General features: G+C 65.2%; 22 protein-coding genes. 9 read left to right on the top strand and 13 right to left on the bottom strand.

Translation table 11 applies throughout. The annotated features are described in order from the left end of the window. The first annotated feature begins 5 nt into the window (after positions 1-5). Positions 6-725, top strand: a complete 720-nt coding sequence (locus QQ658_RS11730; RefSeq protein WP_286025025.1) for an SDR family oxidoreductase — start codon at positions 6-8, stop codon at positions 723-725. Here QQ658_RS11730 and QQ658_RS11725 read toward each other — a convergent pair. Then, entirely contained in the window at positions 698-1,894 is a 1,197-nt protein-coding gene (locus QQ658_RS11725; RefSeq protein WP_286025024.1) for a glycosyltransferase family 9 protein, read from the bottom strand. The genes QQ658_RS11730 and QQ658_RS11725 overlap by 28 nt on opposite strands. Before the next feature lie 65 nt (positions 1,895-1,959). Here QQ658_RS11725 and QQ658_RS11720 point away from each other — a divergent pair, with 65 nt between their 5' ends. The 3 genes from QQ658_RS11720 to QQ658_RS11710 are packed head-to-tail and all read left to right on the top strand — an operon-like array spanning position 1,960 to position 5,806. Next, positions 1,960-3,333 (top strand): aldehyde dehydrogenase family protein, encoded by a 1,374-nt coding sequence (locus QQ658_RS11720; RefSeq protein ID WP_286025023.1) that lies wholly within the window; start codon positions 1,960-1,962, stop codon positions 3,331-3,333. Next, entirely contained in the window at positions 3,330-4,928 is a 1,599-nt protein-coding gene (gene rfaE2 / locus QQ658_RS11715) for a D-glycero-beta-D-manno-heptose 1-phosphate adenylyltransferase (protein WP_286025022.1), read from the top strand. The genes QQ658_RS11720 and rfaE2 overlap by 4 nt, the downstream gene beginning before the upstream one ends. After that, on the top strand, positions 4,928-5,806 hold the full coding sequence (locus QQ658_RS11710) for a glycosyltransferase family 2 protein (protein ID WP_286025021.1): 879 nt from the start codon (positions 4,928-4,930) through the stop codon (positions 5,804-5,806). Before rfaE2 ends, QQ658_RS11710 begins: the two co-directional genes overlap by 1 nt. A gap of 128 nt (positions 5,807-5,934) precedes the next feature. Here the strand turns inward: QQ658_RS11710 and QQ658_RS11705 are convergent, their stop codons facing one another. After that, on the bottom strand, positions 5,935-6,594 hold the full coding sequence (locus QQ658_RS11705; protein ID WP_286025020.1) for a TetR/AcrR family transcriptional regulator: 660 nt from the start codon (positions 6,592-6,594) through the stop codon (positions 5,935-5,937). A gap of 513 nt (positions 6,595-7,107) precedes the next feature. Here QQ658_RS11705 and QQ658_RS11700 point away from each other — a divergent pair. Continuing rightward, positions 7,108-8,907 carry an MDR family MFS transporter gene (locus QQ658_RS11700; RefSeq protein ID WP_353057926.1) on the top strand — a complete coding sequence of 600 codons (1,800 nt, stop codon included), beginning with the start codon at positions 7,108-7,110 and terminating at the stop codon, positions 8,905-8,907. Positions 8,908-9,052: 145 nt separating this feature from the next. Here the strand turns inward: QQ658_RS11700 and QQ658_RS11695 are convergent, their stop codons facing one another. Continuing rightward, positions 9,053-10,042, bottom strand: a complete 990-nt coding sequence (locus tag QQ658_RS11695; protein WP_286025018.1) for a quinone oxidoreductase family protein — start codon at positions 10,040-10,042, stop codon at positions 9,053-9,055. A gap of 353 nt (positions 10,043-10,395) precedes the next feature. Then, positions 10,396-11,745: a GntP family permease gene (locus tag QQ658_RS11690; protein ID WP_286025017.1), complete on the bottom strand. Its 1,350-nt coding sequence runs from the start codon at positions 11,743-11,745 to the stop codon at positions 10,396-10,398. Between the two features lie 221 nt (positions 11,746-11,966). Between QQ658_RS11690 and QQ658_RS11685 the strand changes: the two genes are divergently transcribed. The 4 genes from QQ658_RS11685 to QQ658_RS11670 all read left to right on the top strand — a co-directional run bounded on the left by QQ658_RS11685 (position 11,967) and on the right by QQ658_RS11670 (position 15,398). Further along, on the top strand, positions 11,967-13,772 hold the full coding sequence (locus QQ658_RS11685) for a sensor histidine kinase (RefSeq protein WP_286025016.1): 1,806 nt from the start codon (positions 11,967-11,969) through the stop codon (positions 13,770-13,772). A gap of 113 nt (positions 13,773-13,885) precedes the next feature. Beyond that, positions 13,886-14,572, top strand: a complete 687-nt coding sequence (locus QQ658_RS11680) for a response regulator (RefSeq protein ID WP_286025015.1) — start codon at positions 13,886-13,888, stop codon at positions 14,570-14,572. 306 nt (positions 14,573-14,878) lie between these two features. Continuing rightward, positions 14,879-15,076, top strand: coding sequence for a hypothetical protein (locus tag QQ658_RS11675; protein WP_286025014.1), 198 nt, complete (start codon positions 14,879-14,881; stop codon positions 15,074-15,076). A gap of 46 nt (positions 15,077-15,122) precedes the next feature. Next, complete coding sequence (locus QQ658_RS11670) at positions 15,123-15,398, top strand: type II toxin-antitoxin system PemK/MazF family toxin (protein WP_286025013.1); 276 nt, start codon at positions 15,123-15,125, stop codon at positions 15,396-15,398. A 180-nt stretch (positions 15,399-15,578) separates the two neighbouring features. Here the strand turns inward: QQ658_RS11670 and QQ658_RS11665 are convergent, their stop codons facing one another. From QQ658_RS11665 to QQ658_RS11625, 9 genes are all read right to left on the bottom strand, one after another. Next, the gene (locus QQ658_RS11665; RefSeq protein ID WP_286025012.1) at positions 15,579-15,800 is read right to left on the bottom strand and encodes a hypothetical protein; all 222 of its coding nucleotides are present in this window, start codon (positions 15,798-15,800) and stop codon (positions 15,579-15,581) included. Then, positions 15,793-16,125: a helix-turn-helix domain-containing protein gene (locus QQ658_RS11660; RefSeq protein ID WP_286025011.1), complete on the bottom strand. Its 333-nt coding sequence runs from the start codon at positions 16,123-16,125 to the stop codon at positions 15,793-15,795. The genes QQ658_RS11665 and QQ658_RS11660 overlap by 8 nt, the downstream gene beginning before the upstream one ends. Positions 16,126-16,351: 226 nt before the next feature. Next, the gene (locus tag QQ658_RS11655; RefSeq protein ID WP_286025010.1) at positions 16,352-17,473 is read right to left on the bottom strand and encodes an adenosine deaminase; all 1,122 of its coding nucleotides are present in this window, start codon (positions 17,471-17,473) and stop codon (positions 16,352-16,354) included. Between the two features lie 20 nt (positions 17,474-17,493). Next, positions 17,494-18,285, bottom strand: coding sequence for an ABC transporter ATP-binding protein (locus tag QQ658_RS11650; protein ID WP_286025009.1), 792 nt, complete (start codon positions 18,283-18,285; stop codon positions 17,494-17,496). After that, entirely contained in the window at positions 18,278-19,276 is a 999-nt protein-coding gene (locus tag QQ658_RS11645; RefSeq protein ID WP_286025008.1) for an ABC transporter permease, read from the bottom strand. The genes QQ658_RS11650 and QQ658_RS11645 overlap by 8 nt, the downstream gene beginning before the upstream one ends. A gap of 3 nt (positions 19,277-19,279) precedes the next feature. Then, a complete protein-coding gene (locus tag QQ658_RS11640; RefSeq protein ID WP_286025007.1) occupies positions 19,280-20,275 on the bottom strand; it encodes an ABC transporter substrate-binding protein in 996 nt (331 codons plus the stop codon). A gap of 142 nt (positions 20,276-20,417) precedes the next feature. Beyond that, a complete protein-coding gene (locus QQ658_RS11635; protein ID WP_286025006.1) occupies positions 20,418-21,020 on the bottom strand; it encodes a DUF1707 SHOCT-like domain-containing protein in 603 nt (200 codons plus the stop codon). A 221-nt stretch (positions 21,021-21,241) separates the two neighbouring features. Beyond that, positions 21,242-21,805 carry a type 1 glutamine amidotransferase domain-containing protein gene (locus tag QQ658_RS11630; RefSeq protein ID WP_286025005.1) on the bottom strand — a complete coding sequence of 188 codons (564 nt, stop codon included), beginning with the start codon at positions 21,803-21,805 and terminating at the stop codon, positions 21,242-21,244. A 185-nt stretch (positions 21,806-21,990) separates the two neighbouring features. Further along, positions 21,991-22,695, bottom strand: a complete 705-nt coding sequence (locus QQ658_RS11625) for an MgtC/SapB family protein (RefSeq protein WP_286025004.1) — start codon at positions 22,693-22,695, stop codon at positions 21,991-21,993. Between the last annotated feature and the right edge of the window lie 92 nt (positions 22,696-22,787).

Genomic DNA, 22,787 nt, shown 5'->3' with positions numbered 1-22,787 from the left:
GAATCATGACTGTCACAACCGATACCGGCAACGGCACCTCAGGCCCCGGCCGCGTCCTGATCACCGGAGGATCGTCCGGTTTGGGTGCCGCGCTCGCGCACGCCGTGGCCGACGCCGGCGGCACACCCATCGTCTTCGACCTGGAACCGCCCAGCCTGGTGTCGGCGGTCTTCTACCGCGTCGACGTTGCCGACCGGCAGGCCGTCGAGCAGGGCGTGGCCGCCGCGGTCGACAAACTCGGTGGCCTGGACGCAGTGGTCACCGCGGCCGGCACCGACGCTTGCGGACGACTGGACGAGATCCCCGCCGAGAAGTGGGAGAACGTGATCAACGTGAACCTGCTGGGCACCGTCCGGGTCGTCCGGGCGGCCTTGCCGCACCTACAGAAATCGCATGGTCATGTGGTGACCGTGGCGTCCACACTGGCGCTGAGCGCGGTCAGCGACGCCACCGCCTACTGCGCGTCCAAATTCGGGGTGCTGGGATTCTCCCGGTCACTCATCGCCGAAACCCGCGGCGAGATCGGGGTCACCACCCTGATTCCCGGCGGCATGGACACCCACTTCTTCGACGGCCGCACCGAGCAGTATCGTCCGGCCGACAATTCGACGCTGAACGACCCCGCCAATGTCGCCCGGGCGGTGCTGTTCGCGCTCGACCAGCCGGCCGGTTGCGCCGTGCGGGAGCTGGTGATCTGTCACGAACAGGAGGAATCCTGGCCGTGATCGGCCTGCTCACCCGCTGCGGCGGTCTCACCCGGTGCGCCGGCCAGCGCGCGGACATCGGCGTAGACATCACGCGGCTCGACGGCGTCATTGAGCGGGAAGGTGTGGTCGCATTTCTCGGCCGTCCAGCCCACCTGGGTGACGTCGGCGCCGCAGACCGGGCAGTGGGTCACCCAGCCGATGTGCATCCGGTGCCGGCACCGGCCGAGCGGGGCCGCGTTGATCACATTGCCCACCCAGTAGATGCCGACCGTCGCGGTGCCGACCGCCTGCGCCAGATGCCGGGGGCCCGAATCGTTGCCCACCATCACATCGGCGGCCTCGAGCAACCCCACCAAGCCGCCGATGCTGAGCCGTCCGGCCAGCGAACGAATCGTGCCCGCTCCGGCGGCCGGCGGTTCGGCGGACGCCTGGGTCACGGTCGCCTCGGCCACCACTTGCCGGGCAAGTTCCTGCTCGGAGGCATCACCGATCACGTCGACATCGAAACCGTCCTCGGCGGCCCAGCGGGCAACCTGCGCGAAACGTTCGGACGCCCAGCGGCGGCGGGCGTCGGTGGCACCCGGATGCAGCACCAGGCGCGGCCGGTTAGGCGAGGTGCCGGTGAGCGCGTCCGCGGCGGCGGCGCGGTCCGCGTCCATCACCTGGATGCGTGGTGTCAGTCCCGCCGTGGTGGCACCGGCCAGCCCCACCACCTCGAGCGCCCGCAGCACCTCGTGCTGGTAGTAGAGGTAGGGCAGGTTGCGTTCCAGCGGCGCCGCGTCGTCGGTGCGGGTGCCCACGGTGTGCCGGGCGCCGAGATTCAGCAGGAACGGATTCGAGAAGCGTCCGCCGCCATGCACCTGCACCGCGAGATCGAACTCGCGGGCTCGCATCCGGGTGAAGAAGGCGTCCACGGCGTCATCGTCCACCTGGCCGTCCCGCACGCCTTGCGCAAAGGGCAACACCTCGACATCGTGCACCGGACCCGGCCGCCCCTCGAACAGTTCCCGATGCAGCGGGGTACCCAGCAGGGTGATCTCGGCGCCGGGGTAGGCATCGGCGAGTGCCTCCATTGCGGGCAGCGCGAACAGCAGATCGCCCAGCCCGCCGCCGCGCAGCACGGCGATGCGATGCACATCTTCGAATACCGGACCGAGGGGCCCGACCGCTTCTCGAACGTTCGTCATGGTCACCACCCAACACCCCAAGGCTCACCGACACAGCAGAACCAAGCAAGACGGAGGAGATTGTTATGACTGCCCGAACCGATCAATCCATCGTTATCGTCGATCCGCGTGATGGCTCCGAGGTCGGTACCGTGCTTTCCACCTCACCCCAAGCAGTCGACGAGGCTCTGGCGCAGGCGCGCCGGGCCTACCCGGATTGGCACCGCATGGCACCGGCCGTCCGCGGCGAGCTGCTGGAGGCCGCCGCCGACGCACTCGAAGCCGACACCGCCGAGCTGGCCCGGATGAACGAGCGGGAGACCGGCCGGCCGTTCGACGAAGCCGCCGCCGGTGTAGCGGCGGGCGCGGCGACGCTGCGCCAGTACGCCCAGCTGGGGCCGTTGCACCGCGGCGAACAGCTGTGTGGCCAGTTCGGAGCCATTGACTACAGCGTCCACGAACCGTTCGGGGTGGCGGTCGTCCTCACCCCGTGGAACGACCCGGTCGCTGTCGCGGCCGGACTGATCGGGGCCGCGCTGGCCACCGGAAATGTCGTCATCCACAAGCCCAGCGAACGGTGCCCGCATCTCGGACGGCTGCTCGGCGAGGCTCTCGGACCGGTTTTCCCGATAGGCGTTCTCACCACCCTCGACGGTGGCCCCATGACCGGCGAGGCGCTGGTCTCGGGCGCCGATGTCGTCGCGCACGTCGGTTCGACCGCGACCGGCCAGGCCATCGCTCGCCAAGCGGCGGCCACCGGCGCCAAGGTGATCCGGGAGAACGGCGGCAAGGATCCGCTGATTGTGGACGCCGATGTCGATCCGGCCTGGGCTGCCGAGCAGGCGGCCGTCGGCGCGTTCGCGAACAGCGGCCAGATCTGCACCTCGGTCGAACGGATCTACGTGCACCGCCAGATCGCCGCCCGATTCTGCTCCGAACTGGCGGCCCGCGCCCGGCAGCGCAATGCCGAGCACTCGGTCGCCCCGCTGGTCGACCGGCGGCTGCGCGAGATCGTGGCCCGTCAGGTGGACGAAGCGAACGCGGCCGGGGCCGAACTGCTGGCCGGCGGCATGCTGCCCGAGGGGCCGGGTGCGCACTATCCGGCGACTGTGCTGGCCGGCTGCACCGCCGAGATGGAAGTGATGCGCGAAGAGACCTTCGGCCCGGTCGCGCCGGTGATGACCGTGAACAGCTTCGACGAGGCCCTGGCCCAGGCGGCGTCCGGACGCTACGGTCTGGCGGCGACCGTGTTGACCCACAATCTCGCCCACGCCCAGCGGGCCGCCGTCGAGCTCCCGGCGGGCACCGTGAAGGTGAACGCCGTCTTCGGCGGCGCCCCCGGCGGATCGGCGCATCCCCGCAAGGACAGTGGTGCCGGAGCCGGCTACGGGCCCGGCCTGCTCGACGAGTTCACCCAGCTGAAGGTCGTCCATATCGAGCAAGGCGGTGAGAACGCATGACCGCGGCACCGCTCAGCCGGCTGGCCGCCCCCGGTCCCGACACCCCGGGCCTGCTGGCCGCCGCGAGTCCGCGCATCGCGGTGCTGGGCGACGCGCTGTTGGACGGCTGGTGGCACGGCAGCACCCGGCGGCTCTGCCGGGAGGCACCCGCGCCGGTCGTCGAACTGGACGATCAGCGGGCAGCGCCCGGCGGGGCCGCGAACACCGCCCTGAACGCCGCCCGGTTGGGCGCCCGGGTCAGCTTTTGGGGGATCGTCGGCGACGACCGGGAGGGCGTCCGGCTGCGCGAGTTGTTGAGTGCCGGAGGGATCGACTGCGAGAATCTGATCGATGCCGAAGGCGCCACGACGACCACCAAGAGCCGCGTGCTGGCCGGTGACCAGATCATCGTCCGGGTCGACTCGATCGCCGATGCTCCGCCGCCGGCCGCCCGGCAGGCCCTCGCGGGCCGGATCGAAGCGGCACTGGACGACATCGATGCTGTGATCATCTGCGACTACGGCATTGGGGTGCTCGACGGCGCGGTGCGGGAGGCACTGACCGAAACCCTGCAGCCCGGCGGCGCAGACAGTGCAGACAGCGCAAGCAGGCGTGGTCCGCTGGTAATCGTGGACGCGCACGAACCCGAGCGCTGGCATGATCTGCATCCCGATCTGGTCACCCCCAACGAGCAGGAGGCCCGCCGGATGCTGGACGCCGGGCAATCGGGCGGCGTCCCGTTGGCGGCCGGACGATCAGATGGGCGCGCCGGATTCATGCACGATCACCGCGAGCACTTGCTCGCCGCATCCGGGGCCGGGTGTGTCGTGGTGACGATGGACGCCGACGGCACCGTCGCCCTGCCGGGACCCGGTTTCCCGCTCGACGACGAGCACCGCACCTGGGCGCGTCCGGTGACCGAGAAGCAGGCTTCGGGTGCGGGCGACACTTTCGTTGCCGCGCTGGGCGTCGGGCTGGCAGCCGGTCTGCCGGCAGCGGCCGCGCTCAACCTCGCCCAATCGGCGGCCGATGTCGCCGTGCACTGCCCGGGCACCGCCGTCTGCTCGACGGCCGATCTCGAGGCGTATCTCAGCGGGCTGGCCTGTGAGGTGGTCGACCTCGACCTGCTGGAGCACCGCGTCCGGCAATACCGGGCCGAGGGCAAGCGGATCGTGCTGACCAACGGCTGCTTCGACGTGCTGCATCGCGGGCACACCAGACTGCTGGAGCAGGCCCGCCAGCTGGGCGATGTGCTGATCGTCGCGATCAACGACGATGCCTCCGCGCGGCGGCTCAAGGGGCCCGGCAGGCCGATCAACCCGGCAGCCGACCGGGCGGCGGTGCTGGCGGCGCTCGGCGGAGTCGATCATGTGACCATCTTCGCGTCCGATACCGCGGTCGAGGTGGTGCAGCGGCTGCGTCCGGACGTGTATGCGAAGGGCGGCGACCACAGTGCCGAGACCCTGGCCGAAAGGCCGGCGGTCGAAGCCTATGGCGGGACGGTGCTGATCCTCGACTATGTGCCCGATCATTCGACCACCGAGGTCGTCGAGCGCATCCGCGGTTCGCAGACGGCGCTGGTGCCTGCGCACCTGGCCGAGCAAGGAGGACAGTGATGGCCGGACGATGGTCGGGGCAGTGGGGGCTGCCCGTCGCGCCGGAGGTTCCCGACACACAGCAGGAATTGCAGGTGCTGATCCCCAGCTACCAGCGGGCCGCCGAGCTGGCCGTCACCCTCAGCGGCCTGGCGGCACAAATGGACGCGAACTTCGGCGTGATCGTCGCCGATCAGAGCGAGCAACCGGTGTGGGAGCACCCTGCCGTCGAAACGATGGTCCGCCTCTTGGAAGCCCAGGGCCGCGACGTCCGGCTGGAACGAAATCTGCCGCGCCAGGGCATGGCCCAGCAACGCGATTTTCTGCTCAGGCTGGCCACCGCGCCCCGGGTGTTGTTCCTGGACGACGATGTGTGGTGCGAGCCCGGGCTGCTCGTCCGGTTGATGACCGCGATGGACGAAGCCGACTGCGGTTTCGTCGGGTCGGCCGTGCAGGGCCTCTCCTACCTGGACGATCGCCGCCCGGACGAGTGCCGGAGCTTCGAGCTGTGGGAGGGCGGGCCCGAGCTGGTCACCGAGGACAGTCCGGCCTGGGAGCGCTGGCGGCTGCACAATGCCGCCAACCTCGCGCATCTCGCGGCCGGCCTGGAGATTCCGCGCGGGGGATGGCAGCTGTACAAGGTGGCATGGGTCGGCGGCTGCGTGCTCTTCGATCGCGAACGCTTGCTTGAGGTCGGTGGCTTCTCGTTCTGGCGCTCGCTGCCTGCCGCGCACGTCGGCGAGGACGTCATCGCCCAGTTGCGGGTGATGGCGGAGTTCGGCGGGGCGGGTCTGCTGCCCTCGGGTGCAGTGCATCTCGAATCACCCACCACGGTGCCGAACAGGGAAACCGAGGCGCGCGACATCATCCCCGTCGATCCGTCGGCCACGTTGGGGTGACTACTCGTCGCTCCCTCGGCCGGAATGATCCCTCGGTCAAGTCGGGGGGCTTCCCGTCCATTCGATCCAGTCATCGTTTGTCGCGTCGATCCCTCGGCCGGGGCCTGAGGGCTCCAAGACTCGGGCGGCTACTCGGCCGGGCCCCCGAGATCCAGGCCGCGGACGATCTGCTGGACCTCGGCGAAAGCATCGTCCAAATTCGTGCTGCCGAGTTGGGTGATGCGGATGGCCGAGGTGAGGAACGTCATCGCCAGGTCGGCATAGACGATGCCGCGGCGTGCGGCCTCATCGGCGTCCATCCCCTGGGCCCGCAGTTGATCGGCGAGCACGACACGCACGGTGGCCCTGGCATCCTGAGTGACGGTTCGCACGCTGTGCACGAGCTGCGGGTAGCGGTTGATGATCTCCTGGCGGAGCTGGTAGTCGTCCAATTGCCGGCTGAACAGCCCGCGCGCGATGAGCGTGATCGACTCCCAGGGGTCCTCGTCGGCGGGCCGGGCTTCCAGTTGGGCCTTCATGCGCTCACCCACGTTCGGCGGCAGCCCCAAGATGGCGGCTTCCTTGGTGGGAAAGTAGTTGAAAAAGGTCCTCGGTGAGACACCTGCCGCGGCCGCAATGCGGTCGACGGTCGCCGCGTCCAAACCCTCTTTTTGGACGAGAACCAGTGCGGCGTGATGCAGATCGCGCCTGGTCTGGCGCTTCTTTTGTTCGCGCAGGCCGCACGTCGATTCGTCACCGGCCTCGTTCGGCGACCAGACGACAGGTTCCTCGGCAGGGGTGCCGGGCATATCGGGATACCTTTCTCTGCGAGATCTGTTGCGACCTCTTTGAAGATCGCGCGGGTAGCTCAGCAAGAGGCATCCTGCGCGTGCAGTGCGAACTTGCGTCCGCCATGGCGTCAGGAGCCCAAAATGTCCTTGTCGTGGCTGAGCCCATCCGCACGGCCTCTGTGGGTGATTTTAGATCATGGCCGAATTGCTGCCATATCTTTGGCAGTGGTTGCCAGGTGGTGAATTCGCTTGCCAGCCGCCTGTCTTGCCAGCCTCGCCGGTTACGCCGGTACCGCTTCCTGGTGGCCCAGGTGTGGTCGCGGGGAGGAACCGGTCTTCGGAATCCGCTAAAGACTGGGTGGATGAGAGCATGGCCATTTGCACAATGTCCGGGTGGGTCACAACCAGATGAAACAAATTGCCAGCCTTCATCATCTGCAATCTTGCATGGACTGCAAACACGAGTATAGTCGTCTCATCGCCGCGGATGGGACGTCCGTGACTCTTGTAGTTCTTGGAGGCAAAACAACAGTGAGTGCTCAGGCACCAGCAGTCTCGCCGAGTCGGGCGAGCAGGCGCGCCGCACGCCGCGAACAAGCGGCGGCGTCCACCCCACAATTCAAACTGAGCCCAGCTGCACGCAATGTCTTCATCGGTCTGATGCTCGGCATGCTCGTCAGCTCGATCAGCCAGACCATCGTCGGGCCCGCCATGCCCCGGATCATCGCCGAGCTGGGCGGGATGGAGCACTACTCGTGGGTCGCCACTGCGGCCATGCTGGCATCGGCCTGCGTGGTGCCGATCGTCGGCAAGCTGTCCGACATGTTCGGACGCCGCGGCTTCTACATCGCCGGGCTGATCGTCTTCATGTGCGGGGCCGCCCTGTCGGGAGCAGCTCAGAGTTTCTGGTGGCTGGTCGCCGCCCGGGCCGTGCAAGGCCTCGGCATGGGCACCTTGCAGCCGCTGTCGCAGACCGTCATTGGTGACATCATCCCGGCGCGATCCCGCGGCAAATACCAGGGCCTGATGGGCGCTATGTTCGGCGTGACCTCGGTGCTCGGCCCGCTCGCCGGTGGGGCGATCACCGATCATCTCGGCTGGCGCTGGCTGTTCTATCTGCCGATTCCGCTCGGGCTGGTGGCGCTCTACTTCATCGTCCGGTTCCTGCGCATCCCGAACAACGGGGTCAAGACCAACTTCGACATGTGGGGCACCCTCACTCTGGTTCCGGCGCTGGTGGCCATTCTGCTGGCGACCAGCTGGGGCGGCGGCACCTACGCATGGAACTCTGCGACCATCGTCGGCATGTACGCGGCAGGTGCGGTGCTGCTCGCCGGGTTCGTGATCGCCGAGCTGCACGCGGACAATCCGCTGCTGCCGCTTCGGATGTTCAAGCAGAACGTCTTCACGCTGTCGGTGTTGTCGGCATTCGCGATGTCTGTTGCGATGTTCGGTGCCATCATCTACGTGCCGGTTTTCGCCCAAGGTGTGCTCGGATCGTCCGCCACCAACTCGGGGATCATCTTGATGCCGTTGAGTCTCGCCATGATCGTGACCTCGAGCGGCGTCGGCCTGCTGATCACCAAGTTCGGACGCTACAAGGGCTTCATGATCACCGGTCTGCTCGTCCTGATCGCCGGATATCTGGGCCTGACCACCCTGAACGTGGACTCGTCCAAAGTCAGGCTGTCGCTGATGCTGGTGGTGATCGGTTTCGGGCTGGGGCTCGCGATGCAGGTGTACACGCTGGTCGTGCAGAACCAGGCGAAGCGCTCCGAGATGGGCATCGCCACCTCGGCCGTCCAGTTCTTCCGCAACCTGGGTTCCACGGTGGGCACCGCGGTGCTCGGCACAGTGATGAGCTCGTCGCTGCAGCCGAATATCCTCGGGTATCTTTCGGACGACATGAAGGCGCAGATGGCCCAGTCCGGCCAGACGATCGATGCCGGGTCGGTGCTCGATTCGTCGGCCCTCAGCTCGCTGCCGCCTGAGATCGCTCAGGCCGTGCGGTTCGGGATGGCCGATTCGATGAATCAGGTCTTCTGGATGGCGGTGCCGTTCGCCGTGGCCGCGTTGGCATTGACGTTGTTCATCAAGAACACGCCGCTGCGCACCACGCTCGCGCCTGATGACCGGGTGGAAGCCCGGGTGTCGGGCTTGGCCGAGACCGGTGCTGCGATGGGCGTCGGGGATACCGGGAACGGGAATGCCGCTGACGCTGATGCTGCCGTCGCCGAGGGAGCCGAGCAGATCCTGGTGGACGCCGAGCGCGGCGTCAAGCCATCGGGAACCGAGGCCGGTAGCCGCGATCCGAGCTACGCGAAAGCCTGATCGGTTTCTTCTCGTGGCCCGAGTTGGCTCCCGGTGTGGACGCCCACTCGGGCCACGCTCGCGTTGTGGATTCTCGCTCTCGGCACAACACGAGCAAACGCCATAGCGCGAGCGAGGCTGCGGTGGATCGACGATCAGGCGCCCACTACGGAACCAGGATCACCTTGCCGGTTGTCTGACGTGATTCCAGGGCGCGATGGGCGTCCGCGGCTTCGACGAGCGGGAACTCGCGTCCGATCGGCACCTTCAATTGGCCGGACGCCGCCTGGCCGAACACCTCGCCTGCACGCCACAGGGTTTCGTCCCTGGTCAAGGTGTAGTGGGCGAGGGTCGGACGCGTGATGAACAGCGATCCGGCAGAGTTCAGCCGTTGCAGATCGAACGGCGGCACCTGGCCAGACGATCCGCCGAACAGCACCATCATGCCGCGAACCTTCAGGCTCGCCAGGGAGGCGTCGAAGGTGGTCTTGCCGACCCCGTCGAAGACCACGTCGACCCCGCCACCGGCCAGCGCGCGCACCCGGCGGGGCAACTCGGTGGTCAATTCATCGGCGGGGATCTCGGTGTAGAGAATCACATCGGACGCTCCGTAGCCCTTGGCGATCTCGGCCTTCTCCGGGGTGCCCGCGGTACCGATCACCCGTCCGCCGTGCGAGGTGATCATTTGGGTGAGCAGGCCTCCGACGCCACCGGCCGCGGCATGCACCAGCGCGACGTGGCCCTCGTTGATCGGGAAGATCGAGCGGCACAGGTAATGCGCGGTCAGGCCCTGCATCGGCAGCGCCCCGGCCGCCTTCATGTCCATGCCTTCGGGCACCGGCAGCAGCTGATCTTCCTTGACAGCGACATATTCTGCGTAGGAGCCGGGTGCGGACGCCCAGGCCACCGGATCTCCCTCCTTGACTTCGGACGAGACCCCGGGGCCCACCGAGGCAACGCGTCCGGAGCCCTCATCGCCTGCGATGTACGGATAGTCCATCTTGTACACGCCGGAGCGGCGATAGGTGTCGATGAAGTTCACGCCCGCGGCGTCCACCTTGACGACGACTTCGCCGGGACCGGCGACGGGGTCGGGCGCATCTGCGTATTCGAGTACTTCTGGTCCGCCAGCGGCGGTGACGATGACAGCCTTCATGGGGCAATTCAATCACTCGTATCGGCGAATGATCGCAGTTTCGCCGTGCTCGGCCTCCTCTGTGGCGAGGCGATTGGGTGAAGCGATTGGGCGCCCAAAGGTCCCGTCATGGGGCCAAACTGCACCCGGGTGGATGGGCTGGCGGCTGGTGTGAAGGGTTTCGGTTCGGGGGAGAGGCCTGGGCGAGGCGGCTGGGTTCCGAAAGATCCCGTCATGGGATCAAACTGCACCCAGGAAGGCTGCGGCACCGGGCGGAGCCGCAACGAGGGATGAGTTTCCCTGCGCGGCCCCGCCTCTCTTGGTATTTGGGCGGGCTCGGCCTGAATCCGAATCACCCAACCGGTGGCCCTGAATCAACCTATCGGCAGCAATGACGCCGCCATCACTATCGGCAGCGAGATCAGCGAACCCATCGCCGTCACGGTGGTCATCGTCTTCAGCGTGCCCTGGGTCGAGAGCCCGAGCAGCGCCTTGTACATCCAGAAGAAGTTGCTGTTGACCTGCAGAGCGAACAGCGAGCCGGAGGCGATCGCCAGACCGATGATGATCGGGGCAATCGGCAGGCCACTGACGACCGGGGCGAGGATACCCGCGGCGGTGATCGCGGCGACCGAGACCGAGCCGATAGCCATGTGCATCAGGGCTGCCACGAACCATGCCATCAGGATGATCAGGACGACCGGCATGCCGTGCTCCGCGGTGAACAGGCCACCCAGGATGTCGGCCAGACCGGTGGCCTTGATGACGTCGCCCAGCGAGCCGCCGACACCGGTCACCAGCAGGATCTCGCCGGAGGTACGAAGGCCGCTGGTGAAGGCGTCCTGGGTTTCCTCGGCCTTCACGTAGTGGCGGGTCATGGCGTAGGCGATGAGCAGGCCGACGAACAGCGCGACGGTGGCGTCCCCGATGAAATTGACGATCGGCACATCCAGCCCGGCGAGCCCCGCGAAGGCACCGAAGGCGATCATGAGCAGCGGAACCAGGATGGGGCTCATCGCCGCTAGCAACCTGGGGCGCTTCTCGGCGGCCATGGTCTCGGAGGTCTCGACGTCGGTCAGGTTGTCGTCGCGGTCTTCTTCGTCCTTCTCCTCTTTCCACCAGCCGTGGGTCAGCATGCGCCGATAGATCCAGATGGTGATCATCGCGGTCAGCGGGCCGATGACGATGCCGAAGAGCAGATAGGTGCCCATGGTCAGGTCGAGCAGGCCGACGATCGAGATCGCGGCGAGCCCCGGCACCACGAAGACGTAGCCGGCGAAGATGCCGATACCGAGTGCTCCGGCCATCCACGGGCGTCCGATTGCGCCGATGTACTTGGCGGACGACCGGGCCACGGGTGCGGCCAGCACGACCTGTACGTCCACGTAGATGGACGGCGCGATGGTGGCCAGCACGGCGGCCAGCGCGTAGGGCAACCGCTTGGCGGGCACTGCGCGCACCAGCGCCTCGACCATCATCTGGAAGGCGCCGATCTTGTTGAGCATGGCCCCGATGAGCACGCCGAAGCCGATCAGCAGACCGATGTCGGCCATGATGTCGCCGAATCCGGTGGTGATGGCCTCGACGGTTGCCATCATGCCGATTCCGCTGGCCAGGCCCAGATAGAGGGCGCCCAGCACCAGGGCGACGATCGGATCGAACTTGAACTTGATGATGAGTAAAACGACCGCGACGATCGCGATCACGGTATGCAATGCAGCCATGGGCAGACTCCCTTGTACAGAATCCCAATTTCGCCGCCTTGCGTCATTGCGCGGCCTCGCCCGGGCGATCGGTGCGCGGGCAGACACGCTGGGAATCGGGGTAAGGCCGATATCCCGGCAACGGCGTACATCGTTGACTCCGGGGGTTCCCGTCGCGCCGATGTGGCGGTATCACCCCAGCTTCGTGCTCTTGGTGCGCGCAGGGCATCCTTGTGTTCATAGTGTTCACCGTTCCTCGCAGCGTCGCCTCGCACGTGCTCGCCGTCCTCGGCGTGGTAGCCGTGCTCGTCGTCGTGCTGTCGGTGGCGATGGCCTACGGGCAAGCCCGGCGCCAGGTCGAGGCGACCGCGGTGCAGAAGGTGACCAGCATCGCTACGACGATCGCGGCCACCGACGATGTGCGCGAGGGCATCGAGGCGGACGATCCGGCTGCCGCTCTGGCAGGTTTCGCCGAGCATGAACTGGCCCTGACCGGTGCGGATTTCATCGTGATCATGTCGCCTGACGGGGTGCGGTACACCCATCCCGACCCTGATCAGGTTGGCGAGATCTATCTCGGCACGGTCGCGGACGCCCAGGCCGGCGGGACGGTCGTGGAGGATTACGTCGGAACCCTCGGCCCTTCCACCCGTGCCGTGGTGCCGGTCATGGTCTCAGGCCAGGTGCGGGCGTTGGTGGCCGTCGGGGTGCTGCGTGAAAAGGTGACCGCACAGATGCGTCCGCTGATGCCCCAGATCGTGGTGGCCGGACTCACCGCGGGCGTGTTGTCGGGTGCGGCCGCCTTCGTGGTGGCTTCGCGGGTGAGACGGCAGACCATGGGGCTCAATGCGGACGATCTGAAGCGCCTGCACGATCATCATGAGGCCGTGCTGCATGCGGTGCGCGAAGGGCTGATCATCGTCGGCGCGGACGGCAGGGTCGAGGTGATCAACGATGAGGCACGGCGTCTGTTGGGGTTCGAAGACGATGTCGCCGGACGCAGGCTTGTCGAGCTGGGCCTGCCCGCAGACCTGGAACGGATGCTGACCGCCTCGGGTGAGCAGGCTGATATTCCGCAGGTGCAAGGTGGCAGGGTGCTGCTGGTGTCGTCGCGCGAAGTCTCCAGATCCGGGCGTGGCGCCGGGCCGGCGAGGTCGAAGGCTGAGCCTGATGATGCATGGCCGGCAGCCGTCAAGACCTCTGATCATTTGGTGTATCTCGCGCCGAGGACTGCTCTCGTCCGGCTCCTTCGCCAGGGGAGCGGAGGCAAGTCGGATGGCGACCGGCACGATCAGCAGCCGAACGGGAAGGGGATGCGAGCGCAGGGATCGAGCACGCTGACCACTCTGCGGGATCGTACGGAATTGGAGGCGTTGACCGGCCAGCTGGGAGCAGCCCGCAGCCTGGCGAATGCGTTGCATGCCCAGGCACACGAGGCCGCCAACCGGATGCACACCGTGACGACACTGATCGAGCTCGGACGCACCGAGGAGGCATTGAGCTTCGCGACCGATGAGTTGCGGGCGACACAGCGGCAGCGCGACGCCGTGCTCGCTGCTATCGAGGAGCCTTCGGTGGCGGCCCTGTTGCTGGGAAAGAATGCACAGGCTGCCGAGCGAGGGGTGTCGTTGGAAATCGATGACGATGCCTACCTGCCCGAAGGTGTCATCGGGGTGCGGGCTGCGGTGACCATTCTCGGGAACCTGATCGATAATGCGATCGACGCGGCGGCCGGTTCGTCCGAGAAACTGGTGACGGTCGACGCCGAGGTTGCTGATGGACGGGTGATGTTGACCGTGAGTGATTCCGGCCCGGGGCTGGACGCTGATGCTCTGGCTCACGGTTTCGAGCGAGGCTGGTCGACCAAGCAATCCGGCGCTCCGGCCGGAAGGGGGATCGGACTGGCGTTGGTGCGCCAAACGGTCGATCAGCTGGGCGGTAGCGTCCAGGTTTCGGAGGGGCCGGGTGCGGTCTTCAGCGTGAGAGTTCCGGTCAAGCCCGGTGCCGGTCATCCGGATTCTCGGGGGACGGACGAAGAGAAAGGTTAGGAGGAGCCGATGATCCGTAGTTTGCCGGGCCGTCGGTATGATGCCCACCCGTTTATCGGGGTCGGCGGTGTCCGGGGCCAGGTTTTTGCACCTGTCGCACGCCGGGGAGCAACATGAATGACCTGCGAGTGCTCGTGGTGGACGACGAGCCATTGGCTGCGGAAGGGCATGCGTCCTATGTGCAGCGGGTGCCGGGGTTCGAGGTGGCCGGAGTTACCGGCACGGTGCAGGAGACGCTGCGGATGCTGCGCGGGCATGAGGTCGATTTGGTGCTGCTCGATCTGAATCTGCCGGACGGGAACGGTCTCGATATCGTGCGGCGCATCCGGGCGGCCGGAGGTACGGTCGACATTCTGCCGATCACCGCGGCCCGCGAGGCCCGGCTGGTGCGCAACGCGGTCGCGCTCGGTGTGATCGGGTATCTGCTGAAGCCGTTCACCTTCAACGATCTGCGTGAGCGGCTGGAGGCCTATCAGCGTTTCCGATTGCAGCTGGCGTCCGACGAGGTAACCACTCAGCGTGGCGTGGACGCGGTCTTCCGTGATCTGCGGCGCCCGGTGGAGGCTCCCTCGGTTGCTCCGAAAGGTCTGGTCAACGAGGTGTTGGACGAAGTCATCGCAGCGTTGCGTGCGTCCGCACCCGAGGGCATGAGTGCGTCCGAAGTTGCTCACGGTCTCGACACCTCGCGGGTGACGGCCAGACGCTATCTGCAGTATCTGGCCGATCAGGGACGCGCGATCCGCAGTCAACGCACCGGCGGCTCCGGTCGTCCGGAAGTGATTTTCACCTGGCACGAGTGAAGGCTCAGGGTCGTCTGCCTCAGGCTCTTCGATTCGCTCACGTTGGGTCGCGTGGCCGATCGCGGGGACATCCAAATCGAAGCATGCAAGGCGCACGACGCTTATCGCCCGCTGGCTGCAAGTAAGAAGTCAGGGCCCACTGGTAACCCAAGATGCCAACTAGGTGCTAGCGAAAACGCAGATTCAAATCTGGGCAAAATGCCGATCCGGCACGATGCAAAATGTCGAGTGAATTAGCCTGTGGGCTGCGGTCGAGAAGCTAGAAACCTGTAGATGATTTGGTCTACGGAGATTAGCCTTAGAGGCATGAGTGATACGACGACGATCCGGGTCAGCCGCTCCACCCGCGATCTACTCAACGAACTGGCGGCCCGCCGAGGCGTGACTGTGGCTGCTGCTGTTGCCCGCGCCGTGCGGTTGCTCGAACAGGAAGCCATCGGTGACGATTTGGCCACTGCCTTGCGTGACGATGAGGTGGACTGGCTCGATGCTGACGCCGGGTGATGTTGTAGATCTCGATCTAGGAGCACCGACAGGATCCGAAGCAGGAATGCGCAGACCTGCGGTCATCATCACGGCCAACCGGATTCTTCGTGGCGGGTCAAACGTCGTCCAGGTGGTTCCCCTCACCCGCACGATCCGCGACAGCGGTTCCGAGATTGTCATCGAACCCGATGCGCATAACGGCCTGGTCGCAGTTTCGGCCGCGCAATGCCAGCACATTCGCGCAGTCGCCACCACGCGGGCGGGGGAACGGCTCGGCAACGTTGGGCCGGTCGTCCTTCGGCAGCTCCGCGATACGGTGGCGACCATCATCGACGCCTGAGGCTGAACCCCCATGAGGACGCGTAGTAGCCGAAAAGCGGCGGATGCAGACTTATTGTGAGTGATTTCGTGTCCTGCATGCACCAAATCATTCACGATAACGTCGGTCCGGCGACGGGGCCTAAGTTGTGCCCTATCAATACTGCGTTCCCGATGCTGCGTCCAGGAAGGTGAGTGCAGCTCAGTCGCTGAGATCATCGGATAGCTCATCAGCTACGGCGTCGAGCATTCTCTCCATGAGGCTGTCATTGAAAGTGGGCACCCACGGCAAACGATGTTCTGTGCACAAACCGGTCCGAAGACTCATCCCGCCCTTCAAGCGTGCTCCCGCGATGATGAGGGTGCGGGTGACTGGCGAAGCGAGGACGTTGGCGTCGAGAAAGAGAAGATGTGCCTCACTCACGGAATAACTCGGCTTCGATATCGGCGGCAGACTCTTCGGCCATCCGGTGGAGCAGTTCTCGACTGTAGCGTTCGTATTCGGCGAGCGGAATGCGATGGTGGCTACCGACCTTCGTGGCGCGAATATCGCCGTCGGCGATTCGGCGCAGCACCGTGGAGCGTGACATTCCCAGACGGTGAGCGACTTCGGCTGGGGTCAACAATTCGACCCGTGAAGTGAAGTCGACGACTTCGCCGCGCTCCTTCGCGGATTCTAGGAACGCGTCAATGCGTGCCCTATCATCACTCGATAGGTGCGCCGGGTTCACGGTAATTGTCTCGCTCATCTGGCCAGTCTACATTTTTCTGGTCACTTACAAAGGTGCAAGTGGTCATGATCGGGTAAGAGGCTGTCGGATGGCAGCCGAATCGATCATGCCTGCTTCTCACTGGGCTTACCAGACCGCTCAATCGCTTCAAAATGGCAGACAAACTCGCATCCATCACCTGACGGGTGCAGTTTGGTCTCGTCATGGGGCCTTTCGGGCCTAACACGGACGGCGTGCGTTCAGGTCAGCGCTCCCACAACTCGGGCTGGACGCCGCCGCCTCGCTCGTTGACCGAGGACTGAAACCAGGGGAGGGTCATCTCTTGGACGAGCTTGGTGCGTTCGGCGTGATCCAGGAACAATGCGGACGCTCCGGCGAGCGCGATCTGCGACATCTGCATCGTCGACAGCCCGAAGGCCTCGCTGACAAGGGAGTACTCGCGGCTCAAGGTGGTATTGCTGACCAGCCGGTTGTCGCAATTTAGCGTCACATTGAATCCGAGCCAGATCAGCGTGCCGATCGGATGCACCTTCATCTCGGACGCCACCCCGGTCTGCAGATTTGAGCTTGGGCAGATCTCCAGCGGAATCTGCTGGTCACGGACGAACCGGGCGAAGCGTCCGAGCTGGTAGCGTCCGGTCGTCTGATTGCGGGTGATGTCTTTCACGATGCCGACGCCGTGCCCGATACGCAACGCGCCGCAAGTCTGCACCGCCTCGTGCATAGATTCCAGCGGGCCCTCTTCACCGGCGTGGATGGTGTACGGGAAGTCGTTCTCACGTAGCAACTGAAAAGCTGCGAGATGCTTCGCAGGGGGATTGCCCTGCTCGCCGCCTGCGATATCGAAGCCGGTCACCAGGTCAGAATCGCGGTGCCGCAAGGCAAGCTCGGCGATCTCGACGGCCCGGCCGGCGTGCCGCATGGCCGTCACGATCTGCCCCGCGATGAACGATTTCCCGGAGGTCTCGGCCTCGGCGATGCCTTCGCGCAGCCCCTCGCCGACCGCCTCGACCGCCTCGTCCAGACTCAACCCGGCACGAAGATGCTGCTCGGGAGCCCACCGGGCCTCGCCTGCAACCACACCGTCGGCGACCTGATCGGCCACCCACTCGCGGGCCACCCGGCGCAGATCGTCGGCGCGCTGCATGCAGGCGGTGGTGTGATCGAAGGTGGTCAGGTATTGCGCGAGCGATCCCGAGTTGGCTGTTGCGAAGAACCAGTCACCGAGTTCATCTGCCGAAGAAGCGGGCAGCCGATGCCCGATCTCGTCCGCGATCTCGATCATCGTCTGCGGACGCAGACCCCCGTCGAGGTGATCATGCAGGGAAACTTTGGGCAGATTGCGGAAGAACTCAACGGACGCCATGGAGGGTAATCCTAGAGGGTTCAGGCCAGCAGCGTCCGGTCGCTCAGCTGGACACCTTTGAGACCATCGAATTGCGCCATCAGGTCGGCCACCGTGGCCTTCTTCTTGGCCTCACCCTGCAGCTCGAGGATGATCTCGCCCTCGTGCATCATGATCAGCCGGTTGCCGAGTTCCAGCGCCTGCTCCATGTTGTGGGTGACCATCATCGAGGTCAACTGATGGCGTTCGACCATCTGCTTGGTCAGCCGGGTGATCAGGGCGGCGCGCTGCGGGTCGAGGGCCGCAGTGTGCTCGTCCAACAGCAGGATGCGCGGCTGGGTGAAAGCGGCCATCACCAGCGACAACGCCTGGCGCTGCCCACCGGACAGCAACCCGACGCGGGCGGTCAGCCGATTCTCCAGCCCTAGCTCGAGCGTCTTCAACTCTTCACGGAACTGCTCACGGCGGGCATTGGTGACGCCCATCTTGAGGCCGCGTCCACGATTGCGGGCCCAGGCGATCGCCAGATTCTCTTCGATCGTCAAGTGCGGGCTGGTGCCCGCCATCGGATCCTGGAAGACCCGGCCCACCTGCCGGGCAACCCGGTAATCGGGCAGCCTCGTGACGTCTTGGCCGTCGATCCAGACCGACCCCAGATCGGGGCGGTATCGTCCGGCCACCACATTGAGCAGCGTCGACTTGCCGGCTCCGTTCGAGCCGATGATGGTGGCGAAATCACCGGCGTCCAGGGTCAGCGAGACATGCCGCAGCGCGATCTTCTCGTTGATGGTGTGCGGAAAGAATGCTTTCGTAACCTGGCGAACCTCAAGCATCGGTGCGCTTCACCTTCTTCACGATTCCCGGACGCACGGCTCTGACCTCTCCCGCGTCAACGGCCTCAGGTGCGGATTTTCGATCCGGTTCACCGAACACCTCGGCCGCCGACTCCTTGTCGCGGCGGCGAGACCGCATCCTGTTGAAGACATCCCACCTGGGCAGCAACAACGCGATGACCACGATCAGCGCACTGAGCAGCTTCATATCGTTCGGGTCGAACCACGGAATGGTCAACGCGGCCTGGATGATCAAGCGGTAGATGATCGAACCGATCACCACGGCGATCGCGGTGATCCAGATGCGTCCGGTGTTGATGATCGCGGTGCCGATGATGACCGAGGCCAGCCCGGCCACGATCAAACCGATGCCCATACCGATGTCGGCGTAACCCTGGTATTGCGCGAACAGCGCCCCCGAGAGCCCGACCAACCCGTTACTCAAAGCCAGCCCGAGCAGGGTCATCGCGTCCGTATTGACGCCCTGCGCCCGGGCCATCGACTCGTTGTCGCCGGTCGAACGCAACGCCAATCCGACATCTGTCGACAAGAACCAGATCAGAACGATAACGAAAACCGCCAGCACACAGGCCAAGATCCCGACAGACACCCAGGTGCCGAGCAGTGCCTGATCACGCAGCGGGGTGAACAAGGTGGTATTGCGCAGCAGCGGCACATTCGCCTTGCCCATGATGCGCAGGTTGATCGAATACAGCGCGATCTGGGTCAAGATGCCGGCCAGCAGCGGATGAATCTTGCCCCAGGTGTTGAGCAGCCCGGTGATCAGGCCAGCGATCAATCCGACGACAGTTGCCACCAGGGTGGCCGTCCATGGCTGCCAACCCGCAACAATCAGGGTCGCGGCCGTGGCGGCACCGGTGGTGAAACTGCCGTCGATAGTCAGATCGGCGAAGTCAAGAACGCGGAAGGTGATATACACCCCGAGCGCCATCAACCCGAAGATCAGACCAAGATCGATCGCTGTGATCATGCGTTACTCAACCGTTTCGTCAGCCTTGTCGAGCAGCTCCTGCGGAATGGTGACGCCCATTCGCTCGGCTGCGGTGGTATTGATGACCAGCTTGGGAGTCTTCTGCTCCTCAACCGGCATGGACGCAGGGTCTTCGCCATTGTTGAGGATCCTGACCGCCATCTCGCCGGTCTGCCTGCCGAGCTCATAGTAGTCGAGCCCGTAGGTGATCAAACCGCCCTTTTCGACGGAGTCGGTCTCGCCCACCACCAGCGGGATCTGCTGGTCCTCGGCGACCGAAATCACCGAATCGAGACCGGCGACCACATTGTTGTCGGTTGGCACGTAGATCGCATCCACGTCCAGTGACTGAGCGGCCTGCAACACCTCGGCGGTCGTGGTGATGGTCTTCTCGACCACCTCCAGGCCCTCATTGTCGGCGGCCTCTTTGGCGAGCTCCACCTGCACGGCCGAGTTGACCTCGCCGGAGGAATAGATGATGCCGACCGATTCGGCGTCCGGCGCGATCTGCTTGATCAGGCCGATCTGATCGGCGACCGGGTTGAGGTCAGTGGTGCCGGTGATGTTCGCGCCAGGGGCCTCGTTGGAGGCGACCAGGTCGGCGGTCACCGGATCGGTGACCGCGGTGAAGAGAACGGGAGTGTCGGTGATCGACTGGGCAGCGGCCTGCGCAGCGGGGGTCGCGATCGCGAGCACCAGATCGAGATCGGCGCTGGCGAACTTGTTCGCAATGGACGAGGCCGTCGCCTGGTCGCCCTGCGCGTTCTGCTCGTCAAAGACAGGATTCAGGCTCGCCTCCTCAACGGCAGCCTTGAATCCCTCGCGGGCATTGTCCAAGGACGCATGCGACACAATCTGGGTGATGCCGATATGGACAACGCCCGTCGTCGGCTCGCCGCCACTGGCAGAGCTCGAGGTGTCGGAGTCTGAGCCGCAGCCGGCCAACAGGAGTGCCCCGGCCGAGGCGAGCGCGGCGAATGCGCGCCAAGTCTTCTTCACGATGGTGTTCCTTCCACGTCATTCGCGCCGCGGCCGCTGCGGCACGCTGCAAGAACGTACGCTACCTGTTGCTGATTTTGCTGCGACCAGCATCTCATCCGCATCTGACAATCTGTAACCGGCCCGCAGCGAGGTATATCGGCTATCTTGTGGACGAACCGGGTGGCTGATTCCACCGGCCGGTCTCGCCGCCGTCTTCATCGTCCGAATCAAAACTGTCCTGGACGCGTGGCGGAGCCTTGGGCTGGTTCTGCTGGAAAGGCGGGATCGGTTGATAGGGCGGAACGATCGGGCCGGGTCGATTCTGTGGACGATGCATCTTGGAGCGCATGCCGCGCGGGAAGACAAACATCAACAGGAAGAACATCCACCAGAACGAGAAGTAACCGTTGCCCATCACCATCAACAGCACGATGCCGATTCCGAGGATCACACCCCAGTAGGTGCGCAGAAATTCCTGCCAGCCGCCGCTACGTTGCTGGGTACGGCTGACGTGTGCGCCGTACGAGCCGGTCTGCGGAGAATACGGGCTCAACTGCTGCCCGGGTTGCGGCGTCCACAAATAGGCGCTGCCGCCGGGCAGATCGCTCAGCAGGTTGTTGAGCTGGTAAGGATCGTCGGTTTGCAACGCGATCTCCACGCGTTGCTTGAGGCTCTTCTCGTCGATTTGCCCCGAGGCGTGGCTACGTTGCAGCGCACCGATCACGCGGTCGCGGTCCGCATCCTCAATGGGCATCTGGCTCATGTGTCAAGGCTACCCAGCGGGCAGAACCGGCCAACCGTGGTCCGGTCAAAGGGTATGCGTGAAGTCAAGGGATACGCCTAAAGGCGCTTCCATGGACGCAAAAGTGGTGCGGGCCCGGGTCTCATTTTGACTCCGGGCCCGCACCATCAGCCAATATTCTCTGTCCTGCCCGCCGGTGACGTGTTGCGGCCAGAGGCTGTTAGCAGTTCGTCGAGCGCGACTTACGCAGCCGCACCGGTCAGCTGCTCGGTGATCGCCTGGTTGAATGCGGGGATGTCACCGGGATTGCGCGAGGTGATCAGCGTCCAGCCGTTGGCCGGGCATACCTTCACCTCTTGGTTGACCCAGGTGGCTCCGGCATTTGTCAGGTCGAGACTCAGCGTCGGATAGGAGGTCGTCGTCTTGCCCCCGGCCACGCCGGAGTTGATCAGCAGCCACGGTGCGTGGCAGATGGCCGCGACGACCTTGCCGTTGTTGGCGAACGCCTGGACGATGCGCTGGGCGTCGGGATCGACACGTAGCGAGTCGGCGTTGATGGTGCCACCGGGGACGACGACGGCATCGTAGTCTGACGGGTTGGCGTCGGCGAGCGAGATGTCGGGGTCGACCGTCGCTCCTGGCGTCTTGTCGCCTTCGAGGGTCTGAATGGTGTCGGTCTGCGGAGCCGCGACCGTCACGTCCGCACCCTGTTCCTTGAGATAGGCCAGCGGCTTGGTGAGCTCCGCAGATTCGGTCCCATAGTTCGTCGAGAGGATGAGAATCTTCTTGCCATCGAGCGTTGCCATGAGTTTTCTCCTTCCTTGGTAATGAGGGGTTCCAAAGAGCTTCGCGGCATGCAGCCTCCCGGACGTTGTTCGCCGGAGCCGCCAACCGACGCGTGAATTCTTTGTCAAAACCCTTTGTAACCCAGCCTGCTGCAAGAGACCGGCTTATCCAAGCCCGCTATCGGAAAGAAGGTTCTTGCCCGCGCTCACTCGTCCGAGTCGTGTGAGTCTTCGAAGATGACCGCCGATTGCACGCCCTTGATTTCGGATAGCTCGGCAACCAGGTCACGCAGCGGCAGGCCGCCACTGAACCGGACGACGACCTCCACGCTCGGCGGGTCAGATTCGCGGCGCTGTCTCGTCGAGATCACCGACGATTGAAACCCCATTTCGGTGGACGCCGTCAGTACGCGTCTCAGCACCCCGAGCTGATCCTCGTAGCAGATTCGCACCAGCATCCGGCGATCGCTGCCCGGAAGGCGGCGGACAAGCGGCCCAACCCCCAACACGATGATGAGGTAGAGCACTGTTGTGACAAGGGCCAACAGCAGTAGCCCTGCGCCGCACGACATGCCGACGGCCGCCGACAGCCAGATACCGGCCGCCGTTGTCATACCGCGCACCGAGTCCCGGTTCACGAAGATGACGCCCGCGCCGAGAAAGCCGATGCCGCTGACCACCTGGGCGGCCACTCGCATCGCGTCCCAGGTGATCGGGTGGGCCGCATTCAGCAGCGGATACATGCCGACGATGGTGAACAGGCAGGCGCCCATCCCCACCAACGCGTGGGTGCGCACACCAGCGTTCTTGTGATGGATCTGCCGTTCCAAGCCCACCGACCCGCACAGCACGGCGGAGGCCAGTACATAGAGCGCCTCCGACCCGAAGAGCGTCCAATCGATCTGGCCCATCTGCGCGCTGCACCCCCTGTGGCTGGAACCGCCGCTTACAGCTTACGGCGACCGGCTAGAGTTGATCCGGCGTCGGACTGCTCCATGGGCGT

This window comes from Propionimicrobium sp. PCR01-08-3, assembly GCF_030286045.1.
Taxonomy (GTDB): domain Bacteria; phylum Actinomycetota; class Actinomycetes; order Propionibacteriales; family Propionibacteriaceae; genus Brooklawnia.
This window is presented reverse-complemented; position numbering and strand designations above follow the sequence as displayed.